The organism is Sphingopyxis sp. LC363 (genome assembly GCF_000756385.1).
Taxonomy (GTDB): Bacteria; Pseudomonadota; Alphaproteobacteria; order Sphingomonadales; family Sphingomonadaceae; genus Sphingopyxis.
The window spans coordinates 13,991-26,912 of the sequence record NZ_JNFC01000003.1 but is presented as its reverse complement, the minus strand read 5'-3'; the positions used below and the strand labels follow the sequence as shown (position 1 = coordinate 26,912).

General features: G+C 65.8%; 11 protein-coding genes. 10 read left to right on the top strand and 1 reads right to left on the bottom strand.

All coding sequences use genetic code 11. The annotated features are described in order from the left end of the window. The first annotated feature begins 16 nt into the window (after nt 1-16). From FG95_RS02020 to FG95_RS01985, 8 genes are all read left to right on the top strand, one after another. A complete protein-coding gene (locus FG95_RS02020; protein ID WP_037553598.1) occupies nt 17-1,582 on the top strand; it encodes an HAD-IB family hydrolase in 1,566 nt (521 codons plus the stop codon). Between the two features lie 3 nt (nt 1,583-1,585). Continuing rightward, nucleotides 1,586-3,928: a glycerol-3-phosphate 1-O-acyltransferase gene (locus FG95_RS02015; RefSeq protein ID WP_037553596.1), complete on the top strand. Its 2,343-nt coding sequence runs from the start codon at nt 1,586-1,588 to the stop codon at nt 3,926-3,928. Between the two features lie 115 nt (nt 3,929-4,043). Then, the gene (locus FG95_RS02010) at nt 4,044-5,612 is read left to right on the top strand and encodes a wax ester/triacylglycerol synthase family O-acyltransferase (RefSeq protein ID WP_037553594.1); all 1,569 of its coding nucleotides are present in this window, start codon (nt 4,044-4,046) and stop codon (nt 5,610-5,612) included. 23 nt (nt 5,613-5,635) lie between these two features. Beyond that, nucleotides 5,636-7,084 (top strand): DUF3336 domain-containing protein, encoded by a 1,449-nt coding sequence (locus FG95_RS02005; protein ID WP_037553678.1) that lies wholly within the window; start codon nt 5,636-5,638, stop codon nt 7,082-7,084. Nucleotides 7,085-7,086: 2 nt separating this feature from the next. Continuing rightward, complete coding sequence (locus tag FG95_RS02000; protein ID WP_037553592.1) at nt 7,087-7,935, top strand: alpha/beta hydrolase; 849 nt, start codon at nt 7,087-7,089, stop codon at nt 7,933-7,935. Nucleotides 7,936-7,981: 46 nt separating this feature from the next. Further along, a complete protein-coding gene (locus FG95_RS01995; protein WP_037553590.1) occupies nt 7,982-8,914 on the top strand; it encodes an alpha/beta fold hydrolase in 933 nt (310 codons plus the stop codon). 202 nt (nt 8,915-9,116) lie between these two features. Continuing rightward, the gene (locus FG95_RS01990; protein ID WP_037553588.1) at nt 9,117-10,118 is read left to right on the top strand and encodes an NAD(P)H-dependent glycerol-3-phosphate dehydrogenase; all 1,002 of its coding nucleotides are present in this window, start codon (nt 9,117-9,119) and stop codon (nt 10,116-10,118) included. Between the two features lie 118 nt (nt 10,119-10,236). Beyond that, nucleotides 10,237-10,575: a hypothetical protein gene (locus FG95_RS01985; RefSeq protein ID WP_037553586.1), complete on the top strand. Its 339-nt coding sequence runs from the start codon at nt 10,237-10,239 to the stop codon at nt 10,573-10,575. A gap of 58 nt (nt 10,576-10,633) precedes the next feature. Here FG95_RS01985 and FG95_RS01980 read toward each other — a convergent pair whose 3' ends face one another. Further along, complete coding sequence (locus FG95_RS01980; protein WP_037553585.1) at nt 10,634-11,218, bottom strand: TlpA family protein disulfide reductase; 585 nt, start codon at nt 11,216-11,218, stop codon at nt 10,634-10,636. A gap of 37 nt (nt 11,219-11,255) precedes the next feature. Here FG95_RS01980 and argH point away from each other — a divergent pair, with 37 nt between their 5' ends. Further along, the gene (gene argH, locus FG95_RS01975; protein WP_235211424.1) at nt 11,256-12,665 is read left to right on the top strand and encodes an argininosuccinate lyase; all 1,410 of its coding nucleotides are present in this window, start codon (nt 11,256-11,258) and stop codon (nt 12,663-12,665) included. Then, nucleotides 12,662-12,910, top strand: a complete 249-nt coding sequence (locus tag FG95_RS01970; RefSeq protein WP_052182001.1) for a hypothetical protein — start codon at nt 12,662-12,664, stop codon at nt 12,908-12,910. Before argH ends, FG95_RS01970 begins: the two co-directional genes overlap by 4 nt. The last annotated feature ends 12 nt before the right edge of the window (nt 12,911-12,922 follow it).

The following is a 12,922-nucleotide window of genomic DNA, read 5'->3' as shown; positions in this document are numbered from 1 at the left end:
AGCCGTTGGTGGGGAGATGCGCGTGCCGAGGCCGCAGCCGCATTTGGAAGAAGTCCTGGCGTCCGAACCCGGACCGCATGTCGCCGCGCTCTTCGATTTCGACGGGACGATCATCTCGGGCTATTCGGCGACTGCGATGCTGCGCGAGAAATTCCAGCGCCGCGAAATGTCGGTCGAGGAAATCGCCGAGACCGCGAACGTCCTCGCGCAGCACAGTCTCGGCAGCATCGGCTTTTCGGGGCTGATGACCGCCGCCGCCAAATTCATGAAGGGCGTCGACGAGCAAAGCTTTGTCGAGTTCGGCGAGGAACTCTACAAGAAGCATATCGCGCGCAAAATCTATCCCGAGACGCGCGCGATCATCGAAGCGCATCAGGCAAAGGGGCATCGCGTCGCGATCATCTCGTCGGCGACGATCTATCAGATCGAACCGACCGCGCGCGACCTTGGCATCACCGACATCAAATGCTCGTCCTACGAGATCGAGGATGGCGTCTTCACCGGCGACATCATCCGCCCGCTCTGTTTCGGCGAGGGCAAGGTTCTCGCCGCCGAGGAACTCGCCGCCGAATATGGCCTCGATCTGGACCAGAGCTTTTTCTACTCGGACAGCGACGACGATATCGAGCTGCTCGAACGCGTCGGCAAGCCGCGCCCGCTCAACCCGAACATGAAACTGAAAGCCATCGCCGACGAACGGAACTGGCCGGTGCAGCGCTTCGCCAGCCGCGGCACGCCGAGCTGGGTCGATTACACGCGCACCATCTACGCCACCGGTTCGCTCGTCGGCGCCTTCGCCGCGGGGCTGCCGATCTGGGCGCTGACGCGTTCGCAGCGCGAGGCGGTCAATTTCTCGATGGGGCTGTTCGGCGATTTCGCGACCGCGATCACGGGCGTCGAGCTCGAGGTCGAGGACGAGCGCCACCTCTGGTCGTCGCGCCCCTGCGTCTTCATCTTCAACCATCAGAGCAAGGCTGATGTGATGATCCTCGCCAAGCTCATCCGCCGCGATATGGGCGGGGTGGGGAAGAAAGAGATCAAGGACATCCCCATCCTCGGCAAGCTGATGGAATGGGGCGGCACGGTCTTCGTCGACCGCGCCGACGGCAAAAGCGCGATCAGGGCGATGGAGCCGCTCGTCGACGCGATCCAGAAGGAAGGCAAATCGATCTGCATTGCGCCCGAAGGGACGCGCAGCCTGACCCCGAAGCTCGAACCCTTCAAGAAGGGCGCATTCCACCTCGCGATGCAGGCGGGGGTGCCGATCGTCCCGATCGTCATCCATAACGCGACCGACGTCGCGCCGAAGAATGAGTTCGTGATGCGCCCCGCGACGGTGCGCGTCACCGTGCTGCCGCCGGTCGATACGTCGGGGTGGAGCGTCAAGACGATCAATTCGCACGTCCGCGACGTCCGGAACATGTTCCTGCGCACGCTGGGCCAGGCGGAGGAGAGCGTCGCGGAGTCGGTGGCGGCGGAGCCAGTGAAAGCCAAGCCGAAAAAGGCGGCCGACAAGAAGCCTGCGGCGAAGAAGAAGGCGCCAGCAAAAAAAACCGCCGCGCGCAAGGGAAAGACCGGCTAAGCGGTGGCCGACGGAACGCCCCGCAACCCGATCGTGGCGGAGCAGGCGGCCGACCGGCTTTACATCATCGACGCGCGGCATGGCGTCGAACGGCGTATATTGCTCGACTGGATTCATGCGACGAGCGGCGATGACGAGCCCGCATGGGCGAGCCTCGATATCGAGGATGGCGACCATGCGCTTCCCGTCGACGTGCTGCAGGCGCGGCTCGGCGGCGCGGCGTCGCGGCAAGTCGTGCCGCTGCGCGTCGCATGGCGCATCCCGGGTTTCGACAAGGGCCGCGCGCTCAAATTCCGCCACCTGATCTTCGGCGACCCGCGCCATCCGGGGCCGCTGCGCGCGCGGCTGATCCTGCTCCGCGACCGCCGCCGCGCGCAGATATTGGTCGGCGAGGCGGCGACGCTCGACGCGCTTCGCGACCGCTTTTGCGCGCAGACCGGCGGGGGTGACGGCGAGGGGGCGGACAGCCCCGAATTCGCGGGCTTCGTCGCGCGGCAGGCGGCGCTCGCGCTCGACGTCGCCGAACGCGGGATTCGGGGGACGCGCTACAAGGTGCCGCGCTTCGTCGCCGATGGCCTGCGCACCAGTCCCAAATTTCGCGCCGCGCTCGCCGAGCTGGCGGAGAAGACGGAGCGTCCGGTCGCCGACCTGTTCCGCGAGGCGCGGCCGCTGATGAAGGAAGTCATAGCGCGGCCGTCGGCGCTTTTTCTCGATCTTCGCGCACGTCTCGATCGCATGATGTTCGGCGGCTATGCGCCCGAGATGGAGGTCGATGCCGCCGAGCTATTGAAATTGCGTGTAATTTTGCGCGAGCACCCCACCGCGATCCTCTTCACGCACAAAACCTATATCGACGGCGCGACGCCGAGCCGGCTCGCCTATGAGAATGACCTGCCGATGCTGCACAGCTTCGGCGGCGCCAACCTCGACTTCGCGGTGATGGGCGAATTCTTCCGGCGATCGGGGATGATCTTCCTCCGCCGCAGCTTTCAGGACCAGCCGCTCTACAAGCTCGTGCTGCGCCACTATATCGCCTGGCTGCTCGCCAAGCGTTTCCCGCTGAGCTGGGCGTTCGAGGGCACGCGCTCGCGGCTCGGCAAGCTGATGCCGCCCAAATATGGCCTGATGAAATATGTCCTCGACGCGGCGCATGCGACCGGGACGCGCGGTGTGCATTTCGTGCCCTTCGTCACCAGCTTCGATCTGATCCGCGACGTCGAGGAATATGCCGCCGAGCAGACCGGTCGGAACAAGAAACCCGAAAGCCTGTCGTGGTTCCTCGGCTATATGAAAAGCCTCAAGGAACCCTCGGGTCGTATCCGCCTCGACATCGGCGAGCCCGTTGTCATTGCCACCGCTCCGGGGCCCGACGACAAGCGCGCGCTCGAACGCATCGCCTTTGCCGTCGCGGTCGAGGCGAACCGCGTCACCCCGCTCACCGTCACCTCGGTGATGTGCCTGATCCTGCTCGGCATGGCGCCGCGCGGCGCGACCTCGGCCGAATTGCTTGGCGCGATCGGCGCGGTGACCGACTGGGCGCGGGCGCGCAGCATAAGGCTCAGCAAGGAGCTCGAAAGCGGCGATGATGCCGCGCTGTCGGCGACGGTCGACACGCTCGTCGCGAGCGGGCTTTTGACGCGCTACGAGGCGGGCAGCGAGACGATCTATTCGATCGATCCCGCCAAGCATCCGATGGCGAGCTATTATCGCAACATCATCGCGCATCATTTCCTCGATCGCGCGATGATCGAACTGGCGCTGTTCGAACTGCGCGACGCCGACAAGGGCGATGCGACCGCCGCCTTCTGGGCAAAGATCGATCGTCTGCGCGACCTGTTCAAATTCGAATTTTTCTACCCGCCGCGGGGCGAGCATCTTGCTGCGATCGAAGCCGAACTGGCGCGCATCGATCCCGTCTGGGACCGGCGGCTTGCAAGCGGCGACCGCGGCATCGCGCAGCTCCTGCGCCGCTGCCAGCCCGTCGTCGGTCACGCGATCCTGCTGCCCTTTGCCGAAGCCTATTCGGTCGTCGCCGAACAGCTTGCACGCGCGAAGCCCGGCGAGACGGTTGACGAAAAGGCGCTGCTCGACGCCGCGCTGGTCGAGGGGCGGCAGGCCTGGCTGCTCCGCCGGATCAGCAGCGAAGCGGCGATCGGCAAGTTGCTCTTTGCGGGCGGCCTGTCGCTGATGCGCCATATGGGGCTCGCCGATGAGGCGACGCCGGACACGCTCGCCGGGCGCCGCGCGCTGCTGACGGAACTGCGGGGGTTGGCCAACGTGATGGAAACGATGCGGCTGTCGACCGTCGCGCTGGCGGACCGGCTGCCGGGAACGAATGATGCCTGACATTCCCATTCATTTCTTCCGTCATCCCGGCGAAGGCCGGGATCTCATCGTGGCAATCTGACGCAATGGCGAGATCCCGGCTTTCGCCGGGATGACGATTTTAGGTGGAGGATAAATGCTCAAACAGCTCAGCGCACAGGACGCCCAGTTCCTCTACACCCAGACCGCGAACAACCTGACGCACATCATGGGGGTCTATATCTACGACCCCTCGACCGCGCCGGGCGGCTTCGTGCGCTTCAAGGATATCATCCGCCACGTCGAAAGCCGCGTCGACACCTCGCCCTTGTTCAAGCGCCGCCTTCACCGCCTGCCGTTCGACATCGACCATCCCTATTGGGTCGAGGACGAGCATTTCGATATCGAGGCGCATATGAGCCACGCGCGCCTGCCCGAGCCCGGCGACTGGCGGCAATTCTGCATCGCGGTCGCGCGCTGGTTCTCGAAACCGATGGATATGAACCGCCCGCTCTGGGACATCTATATCATCGAGGGGCTCGACCGCATTCCGGGCATCCCCAAGGGCAGTTTCGCAATGCTCCACCGCGTCCACCACGCCGCGGTCGATGGCGCGTCGGGCGCGCACGCCTTCATCGCGATGAGCGACATCGATGCGAAGGGCACCCCCGCTATTCCCGAACCGCCGCCGGTCGAGGAACTCGGCGATCCGCCGTCGAGCGCCGAAATCGTCTCGCGCGCCTGGTCGGCGTCGATGCAGTCGCCGGTCAAATTCATCAACGCGCTGATGAAGATGTCGCCCGCGATCGTCGCGTCGGCGCGCAAGTCGATCGCCGAGGGCGGGATGACCGCAGGGGTTCCCGAAACGCGTTTCAACGTGCCCGTCGGCCCGCACAAGATGTTCGACGCGACGACGGTCGCGCTGACCGACGTGGCGGAGATCCGCAAGAAAGTGCCCGGCGCGACCGTCAACGACGTCGTGCTCACCACCGTCGGCGGCGCGCTGCGCAAATATCTTCAGAAGCATAAGGAATTGCCGAAAGAGAGCCTTGTGGCGGTGGCACCGGTCAATCTGCGCGGCAAGGGCGGCAAGGCCAGTACGCCGGGCAATCAGGTCTCGGCGATGAGTGTTCCGATCCGCACCGATATCGCCGATCCGCTCGAACGGCTCGCGGCGGTGCGCGACTATACGGTCGAGGCGAAGGAGGCCAAAGCGGGCGTCAGCGCGCGGATCATGACCGACCTGTCGCAGCACATCCCCGGCGCGACGATGGCGGCGGTCGCGCGGCTCGTCACCAGCGAGCGGTTCGCGGTGCGTGGCACCAACCTTTTCATCTCGAACGTCCCCGGCGCGCAAGTGCCGCTCTACCTCGCGGGCGCGCAGCTCGTGCAGCAGCACGGCATGGCGCCGCTCGCCAACAATATGGGACTGTTCGTCGCAACGCCGAGCTATAACGGCCGCATCGCCTTTTCGATCATCGGCGAGCGCTCGATCATGCCCGACATCGCTTTCTTTCGCGAATGTATCGATGAAAGTTTTGCCGACCTGATGGCGGCGGTGCCGAAGCCCGAAAAGCCGAAAGCCGCTACGGCAAAGCCGAAAGCGGCGGCTAAGCCTGCTCCGAAACCCAAGGCGAAACCAAGAACTGCGGCCCAAACTGCGACAAAGAGCAGGGTGAAACCGGTTGCTAAAGCGAACGCAACCGGCAAGACTCGCAAAAAATAACGATGCTCTCGCAGGACTACCGAATGCTTTTCACCCCGACGCTCAGCGCCGACCGCGACCTTGTGACCGCGCCCGATTATGCTGCCTGGACCAAAGCGGCGCACGAGCATGACCGAAAATCGGGTATGCAGGCGTGGCGCGACGCCGACGAAAGCAAACATTTCGATTACAAGGCGATCCGCGTGCGGCTCGAAAAGCTGCGCAAGCTGTCGGCGGCGGACGACGTCAAGGGGCTGCTCTTCGTGCTCAACGAAGGCATCCACGGCAATATCGACGGCATGGGGCACGAGCGGCTGTACCAGAAGGCGCGCTTCGGCACGAAAAAGCTGGTCGAGGATTATGTCGCTGAGGTCGTCGCATCCTTGGACAAGATCGCCGCAGCACGCAGCATCGGCCGCGAGGAAAAGCGCGATTTCTTCCGCCGCGCCCAGCATTGCTACGGCCGTTCGGCGCTGCTGCTCTCGGGGTCGGGCAGCTTCCTCTTCTTCCACATCGGCGTTGTGAAGGCGCTCTGGTCCGAAGGCGTGCTGCCGTCGATCATGTCGGGCGCCAGCGGCGGGTCGATCGTCGCCGCGATCGTCTGCACGCGCAAGAATGCCGACATCGGCGCCTTCCTCGAAAGCGAGCGGCTCGCGAACCCCGATCGCGGTCCCGAGGGACGCCGCCTCGCGTCCGACGAGGTGCGCGAACGCCTCGCCGAACTGATCCCCGACCTCACCTTTCAGGAAGCCTATGAAGTCAGCGGGCGCCACCTCAACGTCTCGGTCGCGCCTGCTGAGAAGCATCAGAATGGCCGCCTGCTCAACGCGATCACCGCGCCGAACGTGCTGATCCGCGAAGCCGTGCTCGCCTCCTGCGCGGTGCCCGGCGTGTTCCCGCCGGTGATGCTGATGGCGCGCGACGACGACGGCAATCGCATCCCCTATCAGCCCGACCGGCGCTGGGTCGACGGATCGGTGACGCACGACATCCCGACCAAGCGGCTCGAACGCCTCTATGGCGTCAACCATCATATCGTCAGTCAGGCGAACCCGATCGCGCTGCCCTTCGCCACCGACACGCGCAAGCAGATGGCGCCGATCGAGGCCATTCAACATGCGTCGATGACGACCTTCAAGGCGTGGCTCAACGCCAATATGGTGATCTTCCAGAAACCGCTCGAGCTGATCCCGCCCCTGAACAGCATCGCCAATATGGCGCGCTCGGTGATCAACCAGGAATATACCGGCGACATCAACATCATCCGCCCGCCCAAATTCTGGTCGCCCGCGAAGATTCTCTCGGACCTCGGGCAGGACGACATCGACGAGCTGATCGACACCGGCATGCGCACCGCCTGGCCGAAGATCGAAATGGTGCGCACCCAGACCGCGATCAGCCGCGCGCTCGAAGCGATATTGGCCAGGATCGACAAGGCGGGCGACGACGGCCCCGGACATCGCAGCGCGGCGCTCAAAAAGGCGGTGCGCTGAATATGGCGAGCGGCGCGCTCGTTCTGCCGCACGGGTCGGCGGGCGCGGGCGCGGTGCTTCATGTCACCCATTGGCTGCCCGAAGCCCCGCCGAGGGCAATCGTGCTGCTCGCGCACGGCCATGCCGAACATGCCGGGCGCTACGAACATGTGGCCAAGCGGCTCAACGACGCGGGTTATGCCGTCTACGCCGTCGATCATTGGGGGCACGGGCGGTCGGACGGCGAGGGCGGCTATGTCCCGCGCTTCTCGGCCTTTCTAGACGGCATGGCCGAGCTGCTGACTTTGGTCGAGATCAACCATGGCGACACGCCGCGCCTGCTCCTCGGCCATAGCATGGGCGGGCTGATCGCGGCGCTGTTCCTCGTCGAACGCCAGCAGGCCTTTGCCGCCGCCGCGCTTTCGGGCCCCGCGATCCTGCCCGCCGAGCCGCCCTCGCGCGTCACCGTCTGGCTTAGCCGCTTCCTGTCGCGCTTCTTCCCGCGCCTCGGCGTGTTGTCATTGGATGCGAACGGCGTGAGCCGCGATCCGGCGGTGGTCGAGGCCTATCGCGCCGACCCGCTCGTCTACGAAGGCAAGATCGGCGCCCGGCTCGGCAAGGAATTCATGGACGCGATGGCGGTCGCGCAGGCCGATGCGCCCAAGATCCGCCTGCCGATCCTGATCCAGCACGGCGAGGCCGACCGTCTCACCGCCCCGGCGGGCTCGCGCTATCTGTTCGCGAACGTCGCCTCGACCGACAAGGCGCTCAAAATCTACCCCGGGCTATTCCACGAAATCTACAACGAGCCCGAGCGCGATGCGGTGCTGGGCGATCTGGTCGGCTGGTTCGATACGCATGTGGGGGATTAGGCCTGATCGAACCCCTCCCCTGAAGGGGAGGGGCTAAGGAGACGCCATGAAAATCCTTCTCGTCCTCATCTTCGCGCCGCTCATCACGCTCGCGCTCTTCTATTTTCTCTTTCCCGAACAGCTTGTCCAGCTGATGCGCTGGCTGATGCGTCGCCGCGCGCGCGTGGTGCGCAAGACGGTGACGGTCGACGGCCGTGTCTGGCCCTATCTCGAAGGCGGTGACCCGTCGAAGCCCGTCCTCGTGATGGTCCACGGCTTCGGCGCCGACAAGGATCACTGGACTTTCTACGCGCCGTGGCTGACGCGCGACTACCGGCTGATCGCCCCCGACCTTCCGGGGTTCGGCGAGAATGACCGCGACGGCGAACTGCCCTTCGACGTCGCGAGCCAGGCGGCGCGGCTGAAAGCCTTCCTCGATGCGCTCGGGATCGAGCGCCCGCATCTCGGCGGCAACAGCATGGGCGGCTGGATCGCGCTGCGCTTCGCGATCGATTATCCGGGCGCGCTGCGCACGCTGACGCTGATGAACAATGCCGGCATCCTCGGAACCAACGAAAGCGAACTCCAAAGGCTGGCGGCCGACCGCGACTATAATCCGCTCGTGCTCGCCAATCTCGAGGATGCCGACCGCCTCGTCGCCTTCGTCGTGCGCAAGCCGACCTACGTTCCCGCCCGGCTGAAGCCCGTAATCTACGCCGACGCGCTGCGCCACCGCGACCTGCTCGACAAGATTTTCTGGGTTATCGCCGACGAGATGGAGGAAAAGCCGCTCAACGACGAGCTTGGCAAGGTGACGGTGCCGACGCTGATCCTCTGGGGCCGCCACGACAAGCTGATCGACGTCAGCTGCGTCGCGGTGCTCGAGGCGGGGATCGCGGGCAGCCGCAGCCACATCTTCGATCACGTCGCGCACGTCCCGATGATCGAGGATCCGAAAGCGACCGCCGAGGTTCAGCGCGCCTTCCTTGCGGAGCATTAGATCCTTCCTGTGGCGAAGCGATGGGGAGGGGGACCGTCGCCGTAGGCGATGGTGGAGGGGCCGCGACGGTAGCGCTATTAGCCCCTCCGTCAGCGGCTGCACCGCTGCCGCCTCCCCATGCCTTCGGCACAGGGAGGATCGGGCAAGCTTGCCAAGCCCCGAATACCCCGCCACTCTCCCTCCAAAATAGCGGGAGAGCGCGATGCGGTTGAAGGTGGGGCTGCTCGGCGGGGGCAATTGGGGAACGACGGTCGCGGCGGTGGTGTCGCGCAACGCGCCGATCACGCTCTGGGCACGCGATGCCGAGACGGTCGAGAGCATCAACGGCGCGGGCGAGAACCGCAAATATCTTCCCGGCATCAAGCTGCCTTCGGCGCTCCGCGCGACGAACGACATGGCCGAGGTCGTCGCGGGCGCCGATGTGCTCGTCATGGGGGTGCCCTCGCACAGCTTTCGCGCCGTGCTCGAGGAAGCGCGGAACCATCTGCGCCCGTGGGTGCCGGTGATCAGCCTCACCAAAGGCCTCGAACTCGCCTCGGGCAAGCGGATGACCGAGCTGATCGAGGAAGTGCTCCCCGGCCACCCCGTCGGCGTGCTCACCGGACCCAATCTGGCGCGCGAGATCATGACCGGGCAGGCTGCGGCGAGCGTGCTGTCGATGGAGGACGAGATCGTCGTCCGCGCGCTGCAGCCCGTGTTCCACTCGGGGCTGTTCCGCGTCTACACCAACACCGACCTGCTCGGCTGCGAGCTCGGCGGGGTGCTCAAGAATATCATCGCGATCGCGGTCGGCATGGGCGACGGGCTCGGCGCGGGCGACAATACCCGCGCCGGGCTGATGACGCGCGGGCTCGCGGAGATCACGCGGCTCGGGGTGGCGATGGGGGGACGCCCCGAAACCTTCGCGGGGCTCACCGGCATGGGCGACCTGATCGCGACCTGCACCAGCCCCCTGTCGCGCAACCGCCACGTCGGGGTCGAACTCGGCAGGGGGCGCCCGATCGACGAGATCATCGCGGGGATGAACATGGTGGCGGAGGGGGTGAAGAGCGCGCCGACGGTGATGGCGCTCGCCGACCGATATGATGTCGACATGCCGATCGCGCGCGACGTGTTCGACGTGACGCAGGGCCGGCGCAGCGCGCTCGACGTGTTTCGCGGGCTCCTCAAATCGAGCGTCGGCGACGAGGCGCATCCCGGCTGAAATCCGTGGGTTTCGGCGATTCTACCGCGAAGCGTGCCGAATCGTCGTCGAGCCGGGAATAAAAGGCGCCGCTGCTTCGTTTCTCTCCTGTCCAACAGGATCCAGAAGGAGACGAAAAATGAAAAAATGGACGACTCTGGCGATGCTCGCCGCTCTCCCCGCCACGGCCGCGGTTGCCGCCGTTCCCTATCATGCGATGCCCCCCGGCTTCGAAGCGCCGCCGATCCGCGCCGAACCCATCGCCGGCATCGTGAACCAATATTGGTACAATTATAAAGCCGATATCCTCGAAGCCGAGAAGGAGCTGCGCAGCGACCTTCACCGCGCGACCGACCGCGAAGACCGCTGGGACGCGTGGGACGAATGGACGGTCGAGGTCGTCGATGCCGACAAGGATTATGTGAAGGAAATGCGCAAAAAGGGCTATCGCGTCGGCCGCGTGACGGTCGGCGGATAAATCCTTCGATTTCCTCGAGTTCCCCGAGCCCTGCTCGGGTCGCAGGGAAGGGCGGGTGTCATGGGGCACCCGCCCTTTCTTTTTTCCCATCGCCCCCCTCAGCCAGCAGCACAGCCGCCTCCTTGCCCTGCCAGTCGATCGCGCCGATCACGCGCCAGATTTCGTGGCCCTCGGCGTCGTAATAGATGCTCGTCGGCAGCGCGCTGTTCGCGGCGTCGAGCAGCCCGTTTTCGGGATCGAGATAGGGCTGGAGTGCTTTCAGCCCCGCCTTTTGGAACCAGGGATCGACGACCTCGGCGCCCTTCAGATCCTGCGCGACCGCGATCACGCGCATCGTTTCGCCATTCTTCGCCGCGAGCGCGTCGAGCGTCGGCATTTCGGCGACGCACGGCGCGCACCAGGTCGCCCACAGGTTGACGAGCAGCGGCTTGCCGCGGAACGACGCCAGCGTCACCGGCGCGTCGTCGGGACCGCGAAACGCCGCGGTGGGTGCCGCTTCGCCCTTGTGGCTGCGATCGATCACATATTCGAACTGGTCGATGCCCTTCGCTTGGCCCGCCGAAACATTTGCTTGGCCCTGCGCCGCTTGCCCGCCCGGCTGCTTTTCCCTATCGCAGCCCGCGATCGATCCGGCCAGAAACACGGCGAGGATCGCAAGGGACGGATTTGGAACGCGGCGGATGGCGAATACTCCGGACAGCAACAGCATGTGGGGTGGCCGCTTCGGTGGCGGACCCGCGGCGATCATGCAAGAGATTAACGCATCGATCCCAGTCGACAAGCGCCTGTGGGAAGAAGATATCACCGCGAGCCGCGCGCATGCGGCGATGCTCGGCGCGACCGGAATCATCGCCGCCGAGGACGCCGCCCAAATCGACCGCGGCCTTGCCCAGATCGCAGACGAATTTGCACGCGATGGCGTGCCCGTCGACCTCGCGCTCGAAGACATCCACATGACCGTCGAATCGCGCCTGAAGGAGCTGGTCGGCGAAGCCGCCGGGCGGCTCCACACCGCGCGCTCGCGCAACGATCAGGTCGCGACCGATTTCCGCCTGTGGACGCGCACCGCGTGCGAACGCATCGATGCGGGGCTGAAGGCGATCCAGACGGCGCTGCTGACGCGCGCCGACGAACATGCCGACAGCATCATGCCGGGTTTCACGCACCTGCAGGTCGCACAGCCGGTCACGCTCGGCCATCACCTGCTCGCCTATGTCGAGATGTTCGCCCGCGACCGCTCGCGCTTCGCGGATGCGCGGGCGCGCCTCAACGAATCGCCGCTCGGCGCCGCGGCGCTCGCCGGAACCAGCTTCCCGCTCGATCGCGATGCGACGGCCTCGGCGCTCGGCTTCGACCGCCCGATGGCGAACAGCATCGACGCGGTGTCGGACCGCGACTTCGCGCTCGAATTTTGTGCCTCGGCGTCGATCGCCGCGATCCATTTGTCGCGGCTTGCCGAGGAAGTGGTGATCTGGGCGAGCCAGCCCTTCGGTTTCGTGGCTTTGCCCGACGCCTGGTCGACGGGCAGCTCGATCATGCCGCAAAAGCGCAACCCCGACGCCGCCGAACTGGTGCGCGGGCGCGCGGGGCTGCTGCTCGGCGCGTTCCAACGCCTGTCGGTGATCGTGAAGGGGTTGCCGCTCACTTATTCGAAGGATCTGCAGGACGACAAGGAGACCGTGTTCGGCGCCTTCGATGCGCTCGCGCTGTCGCTCGCCGCGATGACCGGCATGGTCGAAACCTTGACCTTCCGCACCGACCGCATGCGCGCGCTCGCCGCGTCGGGCTATTCGACCGCGACCGACCTCGCCGACTGGCTGGTGCGCGAAAACGGCCTGCCGTTCCGCGAGGCGCATCATGTCGTCGGCGCCTGCGTCAAGCGCGCCGAGGAACTCGGCGTCGAACTGTCGGCGCTGCCCGCGGCCGACGCCGCCGCGATCCATGCGGCGATCACGCCCGATGTGCTCGCCGCGCTCACCGTCGAAGCGTCGGTCGCCAGCCGCATGAGCTATGGCGGCACGGCGCCCGAACGGGTAAGGCAGGCCGTCGCCGCGGTCCGCGCGGCGCTCGAAGGGACGAATTTACGGTGAAGAACCACCTCGTCATCGCGACATTGGCTGCGACCGCGCTGCTCGGCGCGTGCGGCAGCAAGCAGGATCTGAAGCCGGTGGCGGGTCAGCCCGACCCGGTCATTCCCGTCGGCGCGACCCGCGCCCCGACCACGGAGGAGCTTACGACGCCTGACGCGCAGGCCCGGCCCGCGCGCAGCGACGAACTTCTCAAACGGTCCGAACAACGCGAACCCGACGATTTCGACTTGCCGCCCCCGGGCTGAGCAAAGCTAGTT